This is a genomic window from Pelagicoccus enzymogenes, assembly GCF_014803405.1.
GTDB classification, from domain to species: Bacteria; Verrucomicrobiota; Verrucomicrobiia; order Opitutales; family Opitutaceae; genus Pelagicoccus; species Pelagicoccus enzymogenes.
In genome coordinates this window covers 32,659-52,980 of sequence record NZ_JACYFG010000022.1, presented here as the reverse complement: position 1 = coordinate 52,980, position 20,322 = coordinate 32,659, and the positions used below count along the sequence as shown (strand labels likewise).

The following is a 20,322-nucleotide window of genomic DNA, read 5'->3' as shown; positions in this document are numbered from 1 at the left end:
AGTGGTGGGAGGATTTGATCGGGTTGGCGCGGCGGACTGGGCCAGTCCGCCCTACCTTTTCCCTGTTTTAAAGCGCAAATTCCTTCAAGGTCGCTTCGAGCTCTGCCACGTTGGCTGCTCCACCCATGGCGAAGTCGGGCTTGCCTCCGCCGCGGCCATCGAGCTTGGCGGTGAGGTCGCGGATGATGTCGCCGGCCTTGTGGCCCGCGGATATCGCGCTCTGGCTGCTGAAGGCTACGATGCTGACCTTGCCTTTGACTTCGGCTCCGAGCACGACGACGCCTTCGCCGAGCTTGCCGATGAGGTTGGCTCCGAGCTGGCGCAGGGCATTCGGATCGGAGGCGTCGACCTTGGCGGCGACGAGCTTGAGGCCATTGGAATCCTTGGCTGACTTGAGCAGGTCGTCGGCGAGATTGCCGCTGGCTTTCTGCTGGAAGCTTTTGAGTTGTTTCTCCAGCTCGGCATTTCGTGCGAGCACGGAGTCGATCTTCTTCAAGAGATCGGCTGGCGCCGCCGATAGGCTCTTCGCTGCGGTCGCCAAAGTACTCTCCATGTCGTTGATATGCGAATACAAGCTATCGCCAGCAATCGCTTCGATGCGACGCGTTCCAGCGGCGATACCTGATTCGCTGGTGATCTTGAGCAAGCCGATTTCGCCAGTACCGCGAACGTGGGTGCCGCCGCAAAGCTCCTTTGAGAATCCGCCGATGTCGACCACGCGCACCACGTCGCCGTACTTTTCGCCGAACTCGGCCATGACGCCTTTCGGCTTTTGGTCGAAAGGCGTTTCGAACCAAACGACCTTGCTGTTGTTGAGCAGCTGCTCGTTGCAGAGTTTCTCTACGAGATCGAGTTCGTCGGGCTTGACGGCTTCGAAGTGGGAGAAGTCAAAGCGCAGGCGTTGGTCGTCGACGTAGGAACCGGCCTGACGGACGTGGGTGCCGAGGACCTTGCGCAGCGCCCAGTGCAAAACGTGGGTGGCGGAATGGTGGCGCTCGATGGACTTGCGGCGGTCGTGGGCGACGATCAAGTTCGCTTCGGCCCCGATGGTGATCGAATCGACATCACCGGAAACCTTATGCAGGAAGCGGCCATTGGGATCTTTGATGGTGTCGAGCACGTCGAAGTGCACGTCGTCAAAATTGATTTCGCCGGTGTCGCCCACTTGGCCGCCCATTTCAGCGTAGAAGGGCGTGTGGTTGAAAACCAAATACGAGGCTTCGTCCGTTTTTACGATGTCGATGAGCTCGGCTTCGTCGGCGAGGGTGTCGAAGCCGACGAACTTGGTGGCTTGGGCGGGCGCGTCGGAATCGGCGACGAGGATGTCGGTTTTCTTCTGGGATGCGCGGGCCTTGGTGCGCTGCTTTTCCATCTCGACCTCGAAGCCGGCGGTATCGACGGAGATGCCTTTTTGCTTGGCCATGAGCTCGGTGAGGTCGAGCGGGAAGCCGTAGGTGTCGTAGAGGGTGAAGGCGTCGAGACCGGAGATCTTTCCCTCGTCGGCTGCGATTTTCTCGAAGAGCTGGATGCCGCGGTCGAGGGTCCTCCCGAAGGCGTCTTCCTCGGACTTGATGATCTTTTGGATGATTTCTTGCTGCTGCTTGAGCTCGGGGAAGACGTGCCCGAGTTGCTTGACGACAACCGGTACGAGATTGGCGAAGAAGCCGTTTTCCAGGCCGAGCTTGCGTCCGTACATGACGGCGCGGCGCAGGATGCGGCGCAGGACGTAGTTGCGGTTTTCGTTTCCGGGCAGGATGCCGTCGGCGATGGAGCAGCTGAGGCAGCGTATGTGGTCGGCCAATACGCGGAAGATGACGTCCTTCATTTCGACCTCGGAGATGTTGTCGAGGTCTTCGGGAAGGGTACGTTGGTAGGTGTGGCCGGAGAGCTTTTCGAACTCTTGGAAAAGGGTGTCGAAGAGGTCGGAGTTGTAGTTGCTCGGCGGAGTGGAGAAGTCGGTGAAGTTCTTGGAGGTCGCCATGATGCCGGCGACGCGTTCGAAGCCCATGCCGGTGTCGATATGCTTGGCCTTGAGCGGTACGAACTCGCCGTCGGGGGTGGCGTTGTACTGGATAAAGACGAGGTTCCAGATCTCGATGCAGTAAGGGGAGTCGGCGTTGACGAGCTTGCCTTTGGTGTCGCCGGCGGGAGTGAGATCGACGTGAAGCTCGGAGCAAGGGCCACAAGGACCGGTGTCGCCCATCATCCAGTAGTTGTCCTTCTTGTCGCCGAATACGATGTGGGTTTCGGGATCGAGTCCTTCCTTTTCGAATACAGCTTTCCAGAAGTCGTAGGCTTCCTGGTCGAACTCGCCGGGGTCGCCTTCGGAAGGCTTGTAGACGGAGGCGTAGAGGCGTTCCTTGGGGAACTTCCAGACGTCGGTGATGAGCTCCCAGGCCCATTCGATGGCTTCCTGCTTGAAGTAGTCGCCGATGGACCAGTTGCCCAGCATCTCGAAGAAGGTGTGGTGGTAGGTGTCGAGGCCCACGTCTTCGAGGTCGTTGTGCTTGCCGCCGGCCCGGATGCATTTCTGGGTGTCGGCGATGCGGCGGTTAGCAGGTTCCCGTTCGCCGAGAAAGTAGGGAACGAACTGGTTCATGCCGGCGTTGGTGAAGAGCAGGTTCGGCGCGTCCGGCATGAGAGAAGCGGAGGGCACGACGGCGTGCTGCTTGGAAGCGAAGAAGTCGAGGAATGACTGGCGAATTTCGTTAGATTTCATGCTGGAAGTTTTTTGCCCACGAAGGGCACTAAGGGGCACGAAGGATTGGAAAGTACGGCTAGTTAACTAGCCTTTTCCACTCTAGTTTTCCTTCGGAGCCAAAGTTGATAAGGAGGCCTAGTTTTCTTTTGGTGGCGTTTAAGTAGTTGATGACTTGGGACTCTTCGTTGCTGGTAAGCTTTTCTATTGCTTTGATTTCGACGAGGATGTCGTCATGGACGAGGAAGTCGGCGATGTATTCTTTTTTGAGGACGTACCCTTTGTAGTGGATCTGCAGTGGCTTTTGCGCCTCGAAGGGAATGGATTGGTCTGCAAACTCCAGCTCTAGGGCTTCCTGAAAAACGGCTTCGAGAAATCCGTGTCCGAGCTCTTTGTGGACCTCGATCGCGGCACCGATGATTTTGTAGGTTTCTTCTTTGTAGTATATTGGGGTCATTGGATTCCTTGGGGTTGTGATTGCCGAGAAGGGCAGAAGCAGAGTCGAAGTAACAGATTTCAACTTGGTGAAGCTTCGTGCCCTTCGTGGGCGAAAAAAACTACAGCCTTTCGATGATGGCGGCGGCCATTTCCTTGGTGCCGATGCTGGGCTTGCCGAAGGAGATGTCGCCGGTGCGGAAGCCGTCCATGACGGCTTGCTTGACGGCTTTCTCGATCTTTTCCGCGATCTCGTTTTCGCCGAAGCTGTAGCGAAGCATGAGGGCGGCGGAGAGGATCTGAGCGCAGGGGTTGGCGATGCCTTTGCCTGCGATATCCGGAGCGGTGCCGCCGGATGGCTCGTAGAGGCCGAAGGGAAGGTCGTACTTGTTCTTGCCGGTGCCGAGGGAGGCGGAGGAGAGCATGCCGAGGCTGCCGCAGACGATGCCCATTTCGTCGGAGATGATGTCGCCGAACATGTTTTCGGTTACGATAACGTCGAACTGGTTCGGATCGCGGGCCATCTGCATGGCGGCGTTGTCCACGTACATGTGGCTGAGCTCGATTTCGGGAGCGTGCTTGGCGACGTATTCCGTAGCGGTCTTGCGCCAGAGCACGGAGGTGGTGAGCACGTTGGCCTTGTCGACGGAGCAGATCTTGCCGGAGCGGGCCTTGGCGGAGGCGATGGCGACGTCGAGGATGCGCTCGATCTCGCTCTTTTTGTAGACCATCTCGTCGGTGGCTTGAATGTCGCCGTCGGGCAGGGTTTCGGTGCGCTTGGGTCCGAAGTAGATGCCGCCGGTGAGTTCGCGTACGCAGACCATGTCGATGCCTTCGGGGATGCGCTCGGTCTTGAGCGGGGAGGCGTCGGTGAGTTCCTTGTAGAGGAGTCCGGGACGAAGGTTGGCGAAGAGGTTGAAGTGCTTGCGGATGGGGAGCAGGGCCGCGCGTTCGGGCTGTTCTGCAGGTGGGAGGTTTTCCCACTTGGGGCCGCCGATGGAGCCGAAGAGGATGGCGTCGGCTTCTTCGCATATCTTGATGGTCGACTCGGGGAGGGCCTTGCCTTCGTTGTCGATACCGGCTCCGCCGACGTGGGCTTCGGTATAGTCGAGGGTGATGCCTGCGGGCTCGGTGGCGGCCTTGAGGACGTCGAGCGCGACGGACATTACTTCCGGGCCGATGTAGTCACCGGGGAGAACTGCGAATTTGAGCGTTTTCATGAAGCGGCCCATTGAGGGGGAAAACGCGGCTTTTTAAAGCGTATTTTTAGTGGCTTTGGAAAAGGCGATTTCTCGGCCCCAAGTTGAGCCGGCCGAATGGGGGGCGGCTTACTTGGAATCTGCGGTGAGGAGATACTTGGTCAGGACGGAGATGAGGTCCTTGGGGCTGAAGGGCTTGGAGAGATGCTCGTTGGCTCCGGCTTTTTGGGAGCGCGCGATGTCCTCGCGCATCGCGTAGGCGGACTGGACGATGATGGGGACCGCGGGGGAGACCTCGCGTATCTGTCTGGCGACTTGGTAGCCGTCGACTTCAGGGAGCTTCAGGTCCAGGAGCACAAGGTCGAAGGATCCGTTCTTGAAAACTTCGATGGCTTCGCCGCCGCGGTTGACCCAGCGAATGTTGATGCCGGTTTTTTTGAGTACGCGCTTGATGTACTCGAAGTTCGGAGTCTCGTCTTCGACGACGAGGAGATTGAAATGGGAGAAGTCGGCATGCAGGAAGGACGCCTCGCGACCGGATGGGGTGGAGCCGCCCTGGGAGTCTTCCAGCTTGCTGAAGAAGGGGAAGGTCACGAAAAACTCGGTGCCGACGTTCGGCTCTGACTGCAGGGTGATCTTTCCGTCCATCAAGGAGATTAGGGTGTGGGTGATGGTCAGTCCCAATCCAGTGCCGCGGTAGAGCTTCTTTCCTGCTTCGTCGAGCTTGTGGAACCGATTGAAGATGCGTTGGTGCTCTTCCTGGGGGATGCCGATTCCGGTGTCCTTGACGGCGTACTCGATCTCCAGGCGACCGCCCGGTTCGCTTTCGCGGATGGTGATGCCGAGCCGAATCTCTCCTTCCTCCGTAAATTTGAGAGCGTTAGAGAGGAGGTTCCAGAGGATCTGCTTGAGGCGAAGAGGGTCGGTTACGACGGTGAGCGGGGCGTTGCTATCGAAGGAATCCGGCAGTCTTCTCTCTAGCTTGAAACTGACTTTCCCCTTCTTTTGGGCCAGTACGGATTCGCGGAAGAGGGCGCCGAGCTCTTCGCAGATTTCGTCCAAGTCGCAGGTTTGCAGGGCGATTTCGGCCTCTCCGGCCTCGATCGCCGACAGGTCGAGGATGTCGTCGATGAGGGACATGAGCGACTTGCTGCTTTGGTTGATGATGTCGTGGAAGTGTTGGCGTTCCTCGGGGGTGAGGTCCGAGCTCTCGAGCATGTGCAGGAAACCGATGATGGCGTTCATCGGGGTTCGAATCTCGTGGGACATGTTGGCGAGGAAGGCTGATTTGAGGCGGTCGGAGTGCTCGGCTTTTTCTTTGGCGATCTTCAGTTCCTTGGTCCTTTCGCGTACGGTCTTTTCCAGCAGCTCGCCGTGGGATTGGGTTTTGGCGTTCGCCTCTGCCAACCAGATGTTGGCTTGCTTGAGGTCTTTGGTTCGCTCTGCCACGGCGATTTCCAGCCGCTTGGCTTCGTTGCGGATCGCTTTGATGCGCCAGAAGAAAATGGCGACCGGAATGGCGATGACTAGGAAGACGATCAGCAATCGAAACCAGACGGTGCCCCAAAACGGAGGGGTGATCTGGATGGCCAGCGAATCGCCCTGCTCGTTCCAGTAGCCATCGATATTGGCTGCCTGTACGCGGAAGACGTAGTTGCCGGGGGGAATGTTGGTGTACACGGCTTCCGCCCGCGTGCTGGCTTGGGTCCAGTCGCGGTCAAATCTTTCGAGCTTGTACCTGTACTCGTTCTTGGCGGGATTCTTGAAGTCGATGGCAACGAATTCGAAGACGAGGGCGTTTTGGTCGTGGTTTAGCTTTACGCGAGAGGTGTTGAGCAGGCTTTTGCTCAATGGGCCCTCTTCGTCGACCCGCAGCGGTTCGCCGGAAACGCGTATTCCTGTGATGAATACGTTTGGGATATCGGTGTCGTCGACGATTTCGCTGGGGTCGAATCGAGTGAGCCCTTGGTTTTGTCCGAAATAGAGAATGCCACCTTGTGCCTTGTATGCGCCCGTCTCGAAAAAGTCGTCGCTGACGAGTCCATCCGTCGTGTCAAAGGCCTTGGCTCGCTCGGCGACGGGGTCGAAGCGGGCAAGTCCGCCCAAGGTCCCGATCCAAAGGTATCCTTGCTCGTCTTCGATGATGGACGAGATGGAGCGGTCGGGCAATCCCTCGGCCAAGGAGTAGCTCTTGAAGCTTTGGGTTTCGGGTAGGAAGCGGTTGAGCCCGTCTTTGGTGCCTATCCAGATGCGTCCTTTCGAATCCTCGAAGAGATCGGTTGTGCGTGAGTTTGAGAGAGAGCCTTCGTCGGTGACATCTGCCAGGAAGTGGGTGTAGCTTGAGCGGTCGGAGGCGATTCTCACCACTCCGTTGCGGGCGCTGAGCCAGATGGCTCCTTCACGGTCGATCAGGAGCGTGTTGATCCAGTCGTTTTGCACGTAGAAGCCGGTGCGCTCGCGATTGGATTGCGTGTAGTTGGTGAAGCGTTCGGTGCTCGGGTCGAAACTGACGACGCCGCTGCCGTGGGTGGCGAACCACAGAGTGCCCTCATGGTCCTCCACGATCGCTCTCACGTCGTGGCCACCGATCGAGTAAGGATCGTCCGGATCGTGGTGGAATCCGGCAAGTTCGCCGGTTGTTGGATCGTACCGGTAAAGTCCTCCGCGATAGGTTCCGATCCAGATCTGGCCGCGCGAATCCTCGAAAAGGCTAAGGATGGGTTGGTCGGTGAGGGAGTCTGGGTTCTCGGGGTCGTGCGTAACCTTCAGTACGTCGTCACCGTTTTTAGGATACATGGCGAGTCCTGATTTGGGATGACCGACCCAGAGGTTTCCTTCTTTGTCCTCCAAGAAAGCGAGAGCAGGGGCGAAAGGGCGTACGTCGGTGTTGCGCTCGTGGAGGGCCAAGGTTTCGAAGCGCTTGTAGCTGGTCGCCTTGCTGACGCCGTCGTAGTTGCTTCCCGCCCAGATAGTCCCTTGGTGGTCGACGAAAAGGGTGTTGATTCCGCTCGGTGGCGAGTTGATTTCGCTCTTGTTATCTTGGGGGCTGCTTATTCGCTTGCGGCTGGCTTGGTCGATTAGGGTCAGTCCGGCGTTGTTGGCGACCCAGACGCGACCTTTGGGACCGACTCGGACCTCGTTGGCGTAAGCCTCGGGCTGCGAGTCGTAGGGGATTTCTTCGTAGCTGCCGTCAGAGGGATTGAGCACGACCACTCCTTTCACGGTGGTCGCCAACCAAACCTCGTTGTCATCCACCGCGCAAATCGAGGTTACGTAGTCGATCGTTACCCGGTCTTTCGACGCAACGGCGTCCTTGAACGCTTGGAGTTCGTATGTTTGGGGATTGAAGACGTAGACGCAGTCGCTGGAGCCGATCCAAAGGCGGTCTAAGGAATCTATGGAGAGGGACTTTATGGCTCCGAGTCGGTGCTCGCCGATCTCCGCGAAGTCGCCGAGATCCTCGTCGAACCGGAAAATACGGCCTGCTTCGTTGGCTGCGTAGATGGTCCCTTGGCTGTCGTGGACGATTCCGTTCACCTGGGTCGCGATCGGGATGTCACCCGTGTCCGCAGGTTGCAGATAATGAATAAACTCCTCGGTGTCGGGTTTAAAAAGCGCAGCGCCTTGCTCTGTGCCGATCCACAAGCGCCCTTGCGCGTCGACGTGCAGGGTCGTGACGCTTTCGTTAGGGAGGCTGGATGGGTCGCGCGGATCGTGGAAAAAGGTGCGAATACGACGCCCGTCAAAACGAAAGAGGCCTTGGTGGCTGCCTACCCAGATGAGTCCGTTGTTGGTTTGGGTGATTGTCTGGATACGTCCCGCGGAGCGGTTGCCGAACAAGTTGACCGTTTCCAGGCGCAGGTCGGTGAGCTTCCAGCTGTCGTCGAGTTTGGCGAAGTCCAGGTTTCTCCCGCCGCAGGAGCAGGCGAATGCGAGGCATAGGGCCAGGGACGCGATCAGAGGGCGGAAAGCGGTCGTAATCTTGGGAGTCGTTCGGGAAAGCACTTGAGGGCGGAAAACTGCGGAGAAAACGTGAGTCTGAGAGTCGTGTAACGACGATGGGGGAGAATCCGTAGAGCGCAAGCGCAGCCTCTTGCTTTGGGGTAAAGGATTTGTTGGTGGTTGAATTTAGTCGGCGAGCGCCTATGCCGTGCCTTCATGCCATTGAACGTTAGAATCTTTCCCGCGGGTTCGATCCAAACCAACGCTTTTCTTATAACGGATACTGATCTCGGGGAGGCGATCCTCGTGGATGCTCCCAACGACGTCAGCGAATGGGTGGATCCTGCCTTGGCCGAGGACGCTTGCGAACTGAAGGCGGTGCTGATCACCCACGGGCACTACGACCACATCGGGGGCGTGGCTACCTTTGCGGATCGCGGGATACCGCTCTATGGACACAAGGCCGACCAGGAAATGTTCGAAACCCCGGAGATCATGCGATCCTACGCCTATCCTCCGGACCTGGAGCTAAGGGGCTTCAAGATCGACCATTGGGTGGAAGAGGGGACGCGGCTATCGTTCCTCGGCCTAGAATGCGAAGTTAGGCACGTGCCGGGCCACTGCGCGGGGAATGTCTTGTTCTATTTCCCTAAGGTGAAGGCAGCTTTCGTCGGCGATGCCCTCTTCGCGGGAGGGATCGGGCGAACCGATTTGCCGGGAGGCGACTTCAGGCAGTTGGAACGTTCGATTCGACAGAGAATCTATACCTTGCCCAAGGATACGACTGTGCTGCCGGGGCATGGGCCCAACACTACGGTAGGAGAAGAAATCTCCTACAATCCCTTCGTATCGGGCGAATAGGGCATTGCGCGCCTCAGCAAAATTCGTTCTAAGAGAAGACGTTAGCCGATTCCTCAAGAGTTATGACCCAGTCCGAAAAAGAGACTTTCATGAGAGTTGCCCTCGACGAAGCCCGCAAGGGCTGGGGCAGTACGCATCCGCAATTGATGATCGGGGCCGCCTTGGTCGAGCAAGGCGAGGTCGTGGCAACGTCCTACGTCGAGCAACCGAGCTCTAGCGCGCCGGAAATTCGGCTTTTCGAGTCGCTCGGGCGCAAGCCCAAGCCGGGCGCGTGCCTTTTCCTGACCATGGAGCCCGGGCCGAGCTCGAATCGCCTGGATTCCGGCGTTCGCGCCGTGAAGGAGGCAGGGGTCGAGTACGTGGTGATAGGGGCAAGCGATCCGGTCTCTGAGCATGCCAACAAGGGCGCTGACGCCCTGAAGGAGCAAGGGATCAAGGTAGAGCGCCGCATCCTGATCGACGATTGCGAAGATCTCAATTTGATATCCAACTTCTGGGTACAGAACCGAATTCCCATTTTCGCGGCTAAGTCGGCCACGACCTTGGACGGAAAAATCGCTTGCCGCACCGGCGAGTCCAAGTGGATTACCGGAGAGCAGGCCCGGCAAAACGTGATGAAGTGGCGGCGCCTGTTCCCCTCCATCGCGGTGGGCGCGGGAACCTTGGTCGAGGACGATCCGTGCTTGACCAGCCGTATCGAAGGGCAGCCCGAGTGGTGCGGCATGCGTTTCGTTTTCGACGGCTTGTTGCGAACGGCGATGGAACGTTACCTGCCCACGATATACACGGACGACTTTCGCGACAATACGATCGTGGTGACCACGGACGCGGCGGGAACCGGCTACATCCGCCGTCTGGAAACCGAGGGCGTGAATGTCTGGGTATTGCCAGCCGAGAACATGAAGGTTCCGTTCTCCGTATTCAGAAAACGCTGCGCGGACGTGGGAATCACCGGCGTCTATTTCGAAGGCGGCAGCCGTCTTGTCAGCGAGTTGCTGCACATGCGCGAGCTCAACTACCACTTCAACTATCGCGCCCCTATTCTCATGGGCGACGATAAGGCCAAATCCGTCTATCGCGGCTTGCGCACCGAACGTCTTGCTCAGGCGATCCGGCTCGAGAAAGTGCGGCACGAGGTTTTTGGCGACGACCAACTCATGCGTGGCTTCGTAAACTATCCTGCTCGTCTCGACGTCGATGAAACTGTATTTAGCAACGGGTAACGCCCACAAGATCGAGGAGCTGCGGGCGATGTTGGCCGCGGCAGGCCTCGCGGTAGAAGTGTTTGGCCCTTCGGAAGTCGGAGGCATGCCTGAGGTCGTGGAGGATCAGGATAGCTTTGCGGGGAACGCGTTGAAGAAGGCTCGGGCTCTCGCTGCTCTCTTGCCTACCGGCGCCTACGCCTTGGCGGACGACAGCGGCTTGTGCGTCGATGCCTTGGACGGGGCTCCGGGAGTCTACTCGGCGCGATACGCGGGAGAGGACGCCACCGACGATGACAATACCAACAAGCTGCTGCATATTTTGTCTGCCTTGGGCGATGTCGATCGTTCCGCGGGATTTCAATGTCACCTCGCCCTCGTATCCAAGGGCGGCGACGAGCAAGTGTTCGAAGGCGAATGCCGCGGCAGGATCATCGAGCGCAAAATGGGGGCGGGCGGTTTCGGCTACGATCCCGTTTTCGTGCCGGACGGCTTCAGCGAGAGTTTCGCGCAGTTGACGCGAGCCCAGAAAGCGGGGCTTAGCCATCGGGGCAAGGCCATGGCGAAATTGATCGGCTGGTTGGAAGGCGAACTGGCTTAAGAGTCCGTTTTTCTGATTTTTTGGGGACTTGTCCCTAGCCTAGCTAGGGAGCTTCTTGTGAACTGAAAGATAATCTGACCCAAACCAACAAAGTAGCCTCAGTTAAGGGCAGTCTTGGTCGAATGGGAGTTTACCACTACCTCGGAGCTAGGGGCTCGGAAGGGTGTAATCCATTGATAAGATCAAATGCAACTGACTCTAAAACAGAAACTGATTGGCGGTTTTTTAATCGTGGCCTCGACGGGCTTCGTAATTGGACTCGTGGGACTCTACGGATTGAAGGAGTCGCGCAGAGCCATGACGGAAATCAGCTCAGAAATTTACGAGCGAGGGGTGTTTCTGGTGGACGCTACCGATCTCGCTCGTTCAGCTCAGGTAAACTTCAAGATACAGGTGCAGGAGTGGAAGAATACCCTGCTTCGCGGCAACGACCGGTCCCAGTTCGACAAGTATTGGACGCGCTTTCAGGAGCGAGAGAAGGTTGTGCAGGAAAACTTGAAAGAGCTTCGCTCGTTGCTGGAGGCCAATGGAGTTCCTCATGCGACGGTTGTGGCGGCAGGAAAGACCCATCTCGGTCTCGGCAAGTCCTATCGCGAAGCGATCAAGAGCTATGATTCCGAAAACGTCCTCGCCCATCAGGTGGTCGACAAGCTCGTGAAGGGCATCGACCGGGCCCCGACGCAAGAGATCGACGCTATCGTGGACATGGTTCGCGCTTTCGAAGCGGAAGCGGCTACGGGACGCATTCGGCAGTTCGAAGCGGATGCCTCTCAGCTAGCATGGTTCACTACGGGAACCATGCTGCTAGGATCGGCTTTGGCGGCGGCTTTGGGAATCTGGCTCGGGGGATCTATATCCGGTCAAATCCGACGCATCACGCTCTCGCTGCGTGAAGGAGCCGAAGTGGTCGACACCGCCGCCCGCGAAGTCTCCAGCTATGGCCAGTCCTTGGCTGACTCCACTAACCGGGAGGCTGCGTCCATCCAGGAAGCGAGCGCCTCGCTGGAAGTCTTGGCTGAAAACACCGGTCGCAATGCAGACTCGGCGAACGCTGCGACGAATATCGCCAACCAAACCCGCGAGGCTGTGAACGCCGGCAAGCAGCAAATGGATCAGATGGAAGCGGCAATGACTGCGATTCGCGACTCCAGCGACGGAATCTCGCAAATTCTGAAGTCGATCGACGAGATCGCATTCCAGACGAACATCCTCGCCCTCAACGCGGCCGTTGAGGCGGCCCGCGCTGGCGATGCCGGGTCCGGCTTCGCGGTGGTCGCAGACGAAGTTCGCAACTTGGCCCAACGCAGCGCCAAAGCCGCCCAAGAAACGTCGGTGCGGATCGAAGACTCGATCGCGAAAAGCCAGCATGGAGTGGAGCTCAGCTCTCGTGTCTCCCACAGTCTCGAGGATATTTTAGCCAAGGCGGCGGAGCTGGATGAGCTCGTGGCGAACATTGCCCAGTCGGTTTCGCAAAACCGCGACGGCGTAGGGCAGGTCAACGCTGCCATTCGGGAAATCGAAAACACTTACCAGTCCAACGCGGCGATCACGGAGGAAAGCGCTGCCTCAGCCCAGGAGTTGAGCCAGCAAGCTCTGTCCTTGAACCAGGCGGTCAGCGACCTCGCGGATCTCTGCGGAAACGTCTCCGCCCCCGCTCGCAAGGCGCCAGCCACCCGCTCCGCGCCAGCGCGCCGCTCCGCACCCAGCAATGGGAACGCTTTCGATCGGCCACGCGTGGAGGAGGACTCCGAACTGACGCTTTGGAACTAAGTACCTTTGCAAATAAATCGCAAAAACTGAGGAGGCGACTGGAATTTCCGCGAAACTGGCTTAACTATGTGGCGTCGGCAACGATAGTGGTAAATATGCAAACGGATGATCGGGGTATAAACCCAGAGTAAACCATTAGCATAGCAGCAGTTTTTCTCTAATTTGGACTGCGCGGAAACGCGCTAAGGTTCAGGATCAAGGCAACAATAAAGGGATAGCTGGCTTGGAGGGGGGCCTCCGAGCCAGCACTTTTTTTGGTACATCACCACTTTGCGGGGAGAGGCTCTCGAGCACAGGGCTGGCTCTCTCTATCAGGATATTCGAGATAGGATCTGCAGCACGTCGCCATTCGGCTTCGCTCAAGATCCATGGCAAGCGACGGCCCGGGCCTACTGGCAAACGGCAATACCGCTGCTTTCTGCGATGAACCTCAAGATAGGCTTTTGCATTGCGGACCGGGTGGTGCCGAGCGTAGCGACACAATTACCGGTCCCTCCAGAGCGATTAAAATGGAGCGGCGACCTCCGTGTCGTCCGTGTTGCAGGAGCGACCCACGGAATTTGGTTATGAACCAATAAAAAGGCCTGCTCCGAGCGAGTCGAAGCAGGCCAAAGTACTAAAGGTCCTTCTTAGCGAAGGAGACCGACTAGAAGCTGTGCGAGAAGGAGAGGCCGCCCCAGAGGTTGCCGTCTGGAGAGAAGCCGAGATCCTTGTCGTTTGTGCTGTAGCGTACGCCTACGGCTACGTCGGTGTTGTCGCTGAGCGTGTAAACGTAGTCAGCAGTCGCACCGTAGTAAGCGTAGTGGCCGGCGTTGTCGAAGTCCACGTAGCCAGCTGTGAGGCCCAAGTCCACGCGGGATACTTCCGTTACGTCTACGCTGTGACCGATGGAGCCTTCGAAAGTGAAAGCGTCGAGGTCGAAGTCGTGATAGACGTAGAGGCTAGGAGCGAGGGCCGTATCGAAAGCGGCGCCCACGTAGGCTTCGAAAGTGTCGTCACCTTTGAAGTCTGGGTAGTGGTAGAGCGTGCCTCCGAAGTCGAGCGTCACCGCGTCGTTGAGGGCGTAGCCCCAACCTGCGTAGAAGTCGAATTCGCTGGCGTTGCTTCCGAAGTCGTCGAGAGCTTCGTTAGCCCATACGCCGATGTAGCCATCGCCATAAGTGGCTTCGATGCTGCCTTGGAGGCTTTCGCTTGCGATTTCTACGCCACGGAAGACGTATTCGGACTCGATGCCGTAGCTTACAGAGTAAGCGAGTTCTTGCGCATTCATGCTGGCAGCAGACACGAGGCCTGAAGCCGCCGCTAGAGTAGCGAGGATTCTAGTATTCATTTTCTGATTTGTATTTTGTAGTTTGTTTGACTCGGGCCGATGATAAGGCGGCCCGGGACTTAGTTTCAGAATTTCCACGAAAGTTCCCAGATTTTCTGAAAGTCGACGAACCATGGGCGTTCGAGGTCAGTTTGAAAGTAAAAAATGAACGTATTCATATTTTACTTATCTTCCGTACTAGCCCCTATGGATAGGGGATCCACCTCTCGCTGGAGTTAGTGTTTTCTCGCCTCTAGAAAGGCCTCTAATGACCACTTTCCAGCACTGTAGAACGGAAGCATCGCGCAGACTCCCAGAAGGCAGAGGTTCTTGACGAAATTGCTCCGCTGGAGGGTATCCCACATCCATTGGTCCTCCGGGCAGGCGACGGGCGAAAAGTGGCCTTGCAAGGCTGGAGCGTGAACCAGGGCTGTCACCGCCACGAGGAAGGTCCCTAGGATGAGCGCGGCCGCCTTCAAGCGGTAGCCGATAGCGATCATGCCTCCTCCGACGAAAAGAACGAGTCCGCAGAAAATGGATACGAGCCGCGGACTGGGGACCCACTCGGGCATCAGTTTTTGTATCAAATCGTCGCTTACAAGGTGTTCGCCGCCCAATCCGATGAAGATCAGGCTAAAAAGGATGCGGAATACCAGGTCGGAAAAGTCTTTGCTCATGTTTTTAGGCCTTGCTGTTGGGACCCCACTCCTTGACGCCGGGCAGCGTTCGGTAAAGCAGCTTGTGGTACAGGAAGCGGGGCAGGATGCGCCTCAAGAAGTAGAACAGGATGGCGTCGGGAGTGCCGGCAGCTCGAAGGGGAGGGCGCTTCATTTGGCAAACCTTGTAAATGCGTCTGGCCACGTCCGTGGAGGTGCATGGGGTACGGGTCATTATCTTTTCCACGAAGGCCTTCATGTTTTCGTAGTGGCGGTCGTATTCCTGCGACGATTCTCCGGACGCTTTCTTTTTCGAGAAGAGAACCTTGGTGAAGGCCAGCGAATTTATGAAGCCCGGGCGCACTAGGCTGACATGGATGCCCCAGGGCTTGAGCTCGTACCAGAGCGATTCGCTGGCTCCCTCCAAGGCGAACTTGGAAGCTGAATACGACGCCATGGTGGGCATGGCCATCATGCCGCCTACCGAAGAGATATTCACAATCCGTCCGCTGCGCCGCCGCCGCATGCTGGGCAGGCACTCGCGTACGAGGTGCATGGCTCCGAGATAGTTTACTTGCAGTTGCTTCTGCTCGTCCTCGATCGTCATGTCCTCGACGGTGGAGCGATACGAGATGCCGGCATTGTTGACGAGGATGTCGACCGGGCCGATCTCTCTTTCTACCTTCCGAACCAGAGCTGTGCTGCCGGCGTAGTCCGCGACGTCCAGAGGCTCCACCGATACCTTTTCGCTCTGGGCGACTGGACGCGAGAGGAGCTCTTGCACGGACGACGGCAAAGCAGTCGCGACGATGCGGTAATGACCCTGCTCGAAGAGCTTGATCAATTCATAGCCGATGCCGGAGCTGCAACCGGTGACGAGGACGATGGAGGGAGCGGAACTCAAGTTTCGATTGGAACCCTAATTGATTTTCCGAAAACGTAAAGCCCTCGCTCGCGAGACGCGCAAGCTCGAGAAACGTTCAAAAATAAATGCGATTTTTGTGATAAAAAAGTGTAGTTGAGAGCTTGATACAGGGCGTGTTTTGCGCATCTGGAATCGACCTCCCCTAGGTAGTCTGGAAGGCTTGTCTACGTATAAGCAGGGTGGGCTAAGGCGAAGGCAGTAGGGGGCATTGCGGGATACTGTAAATGGGCTGTTATACGCTTGTAACTATTCTATCAATAGGGGCCTAGGATGTTGAAAATAAGGATTTTGCGGCGATAGTATTAGCACCTCAACGTTCTATGAAAGTGACTCCGAAAAACATAAGAAACAGCCTAGTTTGCCTAGGCTCAGCATTAACCTTTTGTTTTTCCGTTCACGCTCAAAGTACCTTGCATTGTCTTGAGGACGGAGCGTGGTTGCCGGTGTACGAAGTGCGGGGGAACTTTCCGTATTGCTTTATTGGAGACGGGCTTTTGAAGAGCTCCAGCGATAGGGTGACCATGCTATCCAGCAAGGCTTTTGCGGACGGTTACTTGGAGGTGGAGATTTTGGAGAACACGCGTTCTGGCGTAGTGCAGAGCGATGGGGTTCCCCGGTTCACGGCGAACGCAGGCTGGTTCCAGTTTACGGCGCGGGTGACCGCTATGGACGATGTCTCGGACGCCTATTTTGTGATGCGCTACGACAAGCTGGGTGAAGCTGCCTTCAGTTGCCGTTCGATCGGGGATATGAAGGCGGGGCAATCGAAGGTGATCACGCTCTTCAAGAAGCTCCAATACGAAATGCCGGAGCAGCTCCACTTCTATACGGGGATGGAAGAGATCCGAACAAATTTGGTGCCGTCGAGCTACACCTACCGCTTCGGCGACTTTTATCTGGAACCGACGGCTGAGCAAGTGCCCCCTGACATGGTGGCTTCGCTGCATTAGCCGCCAGGGATTAAGGGCTCGTTGGATTGGGATAAAGAAAAGGCGGATCGCCTACCCCTAAGCGATCCGCCATAGTTTTCTTTGTTACCCCATAAGTGGACTCGCTAAGCGATGTCCATCTGCCTTTGTAAGACGTCCTAGGCTTCAAAATGTTCAGTAGAATTCGGACTTTTTTTTTCTCAGAACGGTGAAGCTGGGTAGGAGCACGTACGCCGAAGGCGACGCGGGAGGGTGAATCGCGGTCAAGCGCTAGGGTCGTCTCGGACCGCGGGGGCGAGAGGAGCTCAAGGGCCGCGACCGCAGCGGCGGCGGTCGAATCCGCCTTACTTTTCGGTGAGCTTTACGCCGCCGGGAACGAATTCGATGAGGCGTTGCTTATAAAGGTTTCCGAGAGCTTGCTTGAACGCTTTCTTGCTGACGTCGAAAGCCTCTCGGATGGCTTCCGGGGAGGAGCGATCGTCGAGATCCAGGCTGCCGCCCTTGGCTTTTATCGTATCGAGAATTTGTTCGGCGAGGGGGGCGACTCGAGTGTAGCCGGAGAGGTCGCGGCGCAAGTCGATGTTTCCATCGGGGCGGACTTTGTTGACGTAGCCCTTGAAGCGTTGGCCTACGGAGAGGGGTTCCGACAGTTCGTTGTCGTACAGCAAGCCGATGTGGGAGCTGTTGATGATGGCCTTGTAGCCGAGCGGCGTCTCGCCGACCACGATCAAGTCCACTTGCTCCTGGGGCTTGTAGGTTGCCCGGTACTTGCTGAGGAAGCGGGCGTGCTTTTCGCTGGCGACGATGCGGCCGCTCGCGTCGTCGACATAGATGCGAACCACTCGCGTATCGCCGACTTGCACCCGGCCCTTTTGTTCGCGGTAGGGCAGGAGCAGGTCCTTGCTCAGCCCCCAATCCAAAAAGGCGCCTACCTTTTCGTGGACTTCGACGACTTTGAGGGCTGCAAATTCGTCTACTTCAGCCAGCGGTTCTTCAGTCGTCGCCACGATGCGGTCTTCCGAGTCGAGGTAGACGAAAACGGAAAGCTTCTGGCTGGGCGTAAGGCGCTTTGGAACGAAGGCGTTGGGCAGGAGGATATCGCCGAGCTCCTCGCCGTCGAGATAGAGGCCGTGAGGGGATTCGTTGAGGATGGACAATGTATTCCGTTTGCCGAGTTCTGCCATAGAGGGTTGGGACGGTGAGGAGTCGGGGCCTCGTCTGCAAGCTTCCTCAGCGCCGGCTTTTCGGGCGCAGACCGGACTTCGGATTTTCCCTTGGCCTTCCGGCTGGCGAGCGGCAGATTTCGGATCGGGATGGAAGAGGAGACAGAAGACGAGAAACTGGCGATAATCGGCAGCTACGCTTCGGCGAGAATGGCCCACGAGGCGGGGCTTTCCGTTTTGGCTTGCGGACAGCCGTATTGGGTGAGGATCGTGGAAGGCCGCTACTTGCTGGTGGTTTTGGGGGAGGACGCCCGGCGGCTCAAGCGGGAGGTGGACGAAACGGAGGCGAAAAACCGGTTTTGGCCCCCGCGCGGGCTCGACCTTTCGGCGCCGTCTACGGCGAAATGGCCTACGGCGGGCTTGGTGGGATTGCTGGTTGTTATGTTCGCTTTGCAGAACGAATTTCCCGCATTGGCGGATGCCGGGCTGAACAGTCGCGAGGGCTTGATCGCTGGCGAGTGGTGGAGGGTCTTGACGGCTGTAAGCTTGCACGCGGACGTAGGGCATCTCGCCGGCAACTTGATGGGGCTTTCGCTCTTCGCGTATCTTTCCTGTCGATACATGGGAAGTGGCTTGGCTTGGACTCTGGTCTTGCTCAGCGCTGGCCTTGCGAATCTCAGCAACGCTTTGTTGAGAGCGAGCGAATCCTTCTCCTCCCTTGGCGCCTCCACCGCTGTGTTCGCGGCCTTAGGCTTGCTCGCTGGCTACCCGGTGGGCAGCTACCTGAGAGCTCGCGTGGAGATTCAGACTCGCGATTGGTTGGTTCCGTTCTTTGGCGGGTGCGTGGCCTTCGCTTGGATGGGCGGAGGGGAGTTCCCTACCGATGTCGCGGGGCATGTTTGGTCCTTTGGATACGGCTCCCTATTTGGAGCGGCGGCGGCGTGGAGCGGATTGTCCAAGCGACTGGGCAAAGTTGCCCAAGGAGGCTTGCTGGCGCTTGTCGGCCTTGGCCTGCTGCTTAGCTGGCTGCTCGCTTTGGGGACGATTTAGCCTCGATCAAAAGTCGATGGTGTAGGGTGTGTTCTCTTCAGCCACGGTTACGGGCCAGTTGAACTCCTCCCGGATGCGAGCTTGCAGGGCGTTTGCTGCCTCGGGTTCGCCGTGGGTTAAGTAGACTCGCTTGACCGGCTTGTTGAAGGCCATGAGCCAAGCCAGCATTTCCAAGTAGTCGGCGTGTCCGGAGAAGCCGTCGATCGCGTCGATATGGGCCCTCACCTGGACATCTTGGCCGAACATGCGGATGCTTTTCTTCCCGTCTCGCAGGGCTCTGCCGCGAGTGCCCTCCGCCTGGTAGCCAACGAAGAGGACGGTCGCGAGCGGATTGGGAAGGTTTTGGCGGAGGTGGTGCAAGATGCGTCCGCCGGCGACCATTCCGCTTCCGGCGATAATGATGCAGCGATCCGTGGTTTTGCAGAGGGCTTTCGAGTCACGTTGGTTGGCGATGAGATGAAGCTTTTGGGGGCGAAAGATATCGATCCCGGACAAGGCCTTGGCCCGGCAGCTGAGGTTTAAGTCGCGCAAATGGTTCTGGTGGGTTTCGAGAGCTTTCAGGGCCATCGGGGAATCGAGGTAGATGGGAACGGAAGGGATTGCTCCTTCAGATTCCAGTTCGCGGATGAGAAACAGCAGGCTTTGGGAGCGGCCGACCGCGAAGGAGGGAATCATGACAGGCGCGTTGCGGCTGAAGGCCTTTTCCAGTGCCTCGGCAAGTTCCGACTTGATGTCTTGATGCGAGTGCAGGCGGTTTCCGTAGGTGGACTCCATGACTAGGTAGTCGACGTTGTAGGGCTGGGAGGGCGGCCTGAGGATCGTGTCAGCGGGCCGACCGATGTCGCCGGAGAAAAGCAGCTTCTTGGTCCCGTCCTCGCGGTCCATGGCCTTAAGGCTCAGGAATCCGGACCCAAGGATGTGCCCGACGTCCCGGTATTTGCCGGCAATGCCCTCGATTGGGGAAAACTCGTCGCCGAACGAAACGCCGTAGAGCAGGTCTGCGGCTCTTTCCGCGTCTCGCTGGTTGAAGAGGGGAAGCGCTGGATTGTGTTTGGAGTAGCCTTTCTTGTTGGCGAATTTGGCCTCTTCTTCCTGGAGATGGGCCGTATCGGCTAAAAGGATACGAGCGAGCTCCACAGTGGGATGCGTAGCGTAGATGGGACCTCGGTATCCGTCTTTCACGAGGCGAGGCAAGTAGCCGATGTGGTCTACGTGGGCATGGGTCAGCAGCACGCAGTCTATGGAACGCGGATCTACGGGGAACGGATCCCAGTTCTTCAAGCGGTTTTGCTTGGGGCCTTGAAACAGGCCGCAGTCCACGAGAATCCGCTTTTCTCGCGTTTCCAGGAGGTGTCGAGATCCGGTGACTGTTCCAGCGGCGCCGAGGAAACGAAGGGTGGACTGTGTCGCATTCATCTTGATACAAGCTAGACCGCGATTCGCTATTTTGCGAGCCGACTCGATGTAATTCCCGAATGGAAAACAGCTTGGAACGAACGCGACGATCGCGCGGCGCGGACCGCGAGGTAGTTACCGCCCAGGAACCGGCTAGGCGAGTCCGCAAAAAAGCCGCCGGCTGCGA

15 protein-coding genes are annotated in these 20,322 nt (G+C 57.7%); 6 read left to right on the top strand and 9 right to left on the bottom strand.

Annotated elements, in window-relative coordinates; all coding sequences use genetic code 11:
• Nucleotides 1-67: 67 nt before the first annotated feature.
• The 4 genes from alaS to IEN85_RS10425 all read right to left on the bottom strand — a co-directional run bounded on the left by alaS (nucleotide 68) and on the right by IEN85_RS10425 (nucleotide 8,337).
• On the bottom strand, nucleotides 68-2,719 hold the full coding sequence (gene alaS, locus IEN85_RS10440) for an alanine--tRNA ligase (RefSeq protein WP_191617034.1): 2,652 nt from the start codon (nucleotides 2,717-2,719) through the stop codon (nucleotides 68-70).
• Between the two features lie 58 nt (nucleotides 2,720-2,777).
• Entirely contained in the window at nucleotides 2,778-3,155 is a 378-nt protein-coding gene (locus IEN85_RS10435; protein ID WP_191617033.1) for a GxxExxY protein, read from the bottom strand.
• 100 nt (nucleotides 3,156-3,255) lie between these two features.
• Entirely contained in the window at nucleotides 3,256-4,353 is a 1,098-nt protein-coding gene (gene leuB, locus IEN85_RS10430) for a 3-isopropylmalate dehydrogenase (protein ID WP_191617032.1), read from the bottom strand.
• A gap of 108 nt (nucleotides 4,354-4,461) precedes the next feature.
• Nucleotides 4,462-8,337: a two-component regulator propeller domain-containing protein gene (locus IEN85_RS10425; RefSeq protein WP_191617031.1), complete on the bottom strand. Its 3,876-nt coding sequence runs from the start codon at nucleotides 8,335-8,337 to the stop codon at nucleotides 4,462-4,464.
• Nucleotides 8,338-8,490: 153 nt separating this feature from the next.
• Here IEN85_RS10425 and IEN85_RS10420 point away from each other — a divergent pair, with 153 nt between their 5' ends.
• The 4 genes from IEN85_RS10420 (at nucleotide 8,491) to IEN85_RS10405 (ending at nucleotide 12,708) form a co-directional block, all read left to right on the top strand.
• Nucleotides 8,491-9,135 (top strand): MBL fold metallo-hydrolase, encoded by a 645-nt coding sequence (locus tag IEN85_RS10420; RefSeq protein WP_191617030.1) that lies wholly within the window; start codon nucleotides 8,491-8,493, stop codon nucleotides 9,133-9,135.
• Between the two features lie 62 nt (nucleotides 9,136-9,197).
• Nucleotides 9,198-10,358, top strand: a complete 1,161-nt coding sequence (ribD, locus tag IEN85_RS10415) for a bifunctional diaminohydroxyphosphoribosylaminopyrimidine deaminase/5-amino-6-(5-phosphoribosylamino)uracil reductase RibD (protein ID WP_224772562.1) — start codon at nucleotides 9,198-9,200, stop codon at nucleotides 10,356-10,358.
• Nucleotides 10,333-10,938 carry an RdgB/HAM1 family non-canonical purine NTP pyrophosphatase gene (rdgB, locus tag IEN85_RS10410; RefSeq protein WP_191617029.1) on the top strand — a complete coding sequence of 202 codons (606 nt, stop codon included), beginning with the start codon at nucleotides 10,333-10,335 and terminating at the stop codon, nucleotides 10,936-10,938. The genes ribD and rdgB overlap by 26 nt, the downstream gene beginning before the upstream one ends.
• Nucleotides 10,939-11,124: 186 nt before the next feature.
• A complete protein-coding gene (locus IEN85_RS10405) occupies nucleotides 11,125-12,708 on the top strand; it encodes a methyl-accepting chemotaxis protein (RefSeq protein ID WP_191617028.1) in 1,584 nt (527 codons plus the stop codon).
• A 646-nt stretch (nucleotides 12,709-13,354) separates the two neighbouring features.
• Here the strand turns inward: IEN85_RS10405 and IEN85_RS10400 are convergent.
• From IEN85_RS10400 to IEN85_RS10390, 3 genes are all read right to left on the bottom strand, one after another.
• The gene (locus IEN85_RS10400; protein ID WP_191617027.1) at nucleotides 13,355-14,038 is read right to left on the bottom strand and encodes a TorF family putative porin; all 684 of its coding nucleotides are present in this window, start codon (nucleotides 14,036-14,038) and stop codon (nucleotides 13,355-13,357) included.
• A 215-nt stretch (nucleotides 14,039-14,253) separates the two neighbouring features.
• A complete protein-coding gene (locus tag IEN85_RS10395; RefSeq protein ID WP_191617026.1) occupies nucleotides 14,254-14,694 on the bottom strand; it encodes a DoxX family protein in 441 nt (146 codons plus the stop codon).
• Between the two features lie 4 nt (nucleotides 14,695-14,698).
• Nucleotides 14,699-15,577, bottom strand: coding sequence for an SDR family oxidoreductase (locus IEN85_RS10390; RefSeq protein WP_191617025.1), 879 nt, complete (start codon nucleotides 15,575-15,577; stop codon nucleotides 14,699-14,701).
• A 542-nt stretch (nucleotides 15,578-16,119) separates the two neighbouring features.
• Here IEN85_RS10390 and IEN85_RS10385 point away from each other — a divergent pair.
• Nucleotides 16,120-16,548, top strand: coding sequence for a hypothetical protein (locus IEN85_RS10385; RefSeq protein ID WP_191617024.1), 429 nt, complete (start codon nucleotides 16,120-16,122; stop codon nucleotides 16,546-16,548).
• A 323-nt stretch (nucleotides 16,549-16,871) separates the two neighbouring features.
• Here the strand turns inward: IEN85_RS10385 and IEN85_RS10380 are convergent, their stop codons facing one another.
• The gene (locus IEN85_RS10380; RefSeq protein ID WP_191617023.1) at nucleotides 16,872-17,711 is read right to left on the bottom strand and encodes a CvfB family protein; all 840 of its coding nucleotides are present in this window, start codon (nucleotides 17,709-17,711) and stop codon (nucleotides 16,872-16,874) included.
• Between the two features lie 129 nt (nucleotides 17,712-17,840).
• Here IEN85_RS10380 and IEN85_RS10375 point away from each other — a divergent pair, with 129 nt between their 5' ends.
• Complete coding sequence (locus IEN85_RS10375; RefSeq protein ID WP_191617022.1) at nucleotides 17,841-18,740, top strand: rhomboid family intramembrane serine protease; 900 nt, start codon at nucleotides 17,841-17,843, stop codon at nucleotides 18,738-18,740.
• Between the two features lie 6 nt (nucleotides 18,741-18,746).
• Here IEN85_RS10375 and IEN85_RS10370 read toward each other — a convergent pair whose 3' ends face one another.
• Nucleotides 18,747-20,156, bottom strand: coding sequence for an MBL fold metallo-hydrolase RNA specificity domain-containing protein (locus IEN85_RS10370; RefSeq protein WP_191617021.1), 1,410 nt, complete (start codon nucleotides 20,154-20,156; stop codon nucleotides 18,747-18,749).
• Nucleotides 20,157-20,322 lie beyond the last annotated feature (166 nt).

Bases quoted from the DNA above. Each gene is read 5' to 3' on its own strand.
- IEN85_RS10420 (WP_191617030.1), top strand. From the start codon at position 8,491: ATGCCATTGAACGTTAGAATCTTTCCCGCGGGTTCGATCCAAACCAAC.
- IEN85_RS10395 (WP_191617026.1), bottom strand. From the start codon at position 14,694: ATGAGCAAAGACTTTTCCGACCTGGTATTCCGCATCCTTTTTAGCCTG.
- ribD (WP_224772562.1), top strand. From the start codon at position 9,198: ATGACCCAGTCCGAAAAAGAGACTTTCATGAGAGTTGCCCTCGACGAA.
- IEN85_RS10400 (WP_191617027.1), bottom strand. From the start codon at position 14,038: ATGAATACTAGAATCCTCGCTACTCTAGCGGCGGCTTCAGGCCTCGTG.
- IEN85_RS10370 (WP_191617021.1), bottom strand. From the start codon at position 20,156: ATGAATGCGACACAGTCCACCCTTCGTTTCCTCGGCGCCGCTGGAACA.
- IEN85_RS10375 (WP_191617022.1), top strand. From the start codon at position 17,841: ATGGAAGAGGAGACAGAAGACGAGAAACTGGCGATAATCGGCAGCTAC.
- IEN85_RS10405 (WP_191617028.1), top strand. From the start codon at position 11,125: ATGCAACTGACTCTAAAACAGAAACTGATTGGCGGTTTTTTAATCGTG.
- alaS (WP_191617034.1), bottom strand. From the start codon at position 2,719: ATGAAATCTAACGAAATTCGCCAGTCATTCCTCGACTTCTTCGCTTCC.
- IEN85_RS10385 (WP_191617024.1), top strand. From the start codon at position 16,120: ATGCTATCCAGCAAGGCTTTTGCGGACGGTTACTTGGAGGTGGAGATT.
- IEN85_RS10435 (WP_191617033.1), bottom strand. From the start codon at position 3,155: ATGACCCCAATATACTACAAAGAAGAAACCTACAAAATCATCGGTGCC.
- leuB (WP_191617032.1), bottom strand. From the start codon at position 4,353: ATGAAAACGCTCAAATTCGCAGTTCTCCCCGGTGACTACATCGGCCCG.
- rdgB (WP_191617029.1), top strand. From the start codon at position 10,333: ATGAAACTGTATTTAGCAACGGGTAACGCCCACAAGATCGAGGAGCTG.
- IEN85_RS10380 (WP_191617023.1), bottom strand. From the start codon at position 17,711: ATGGCAGAACTCGGCAAACGGAATACATTGTCCATCCTCAACGAATCC.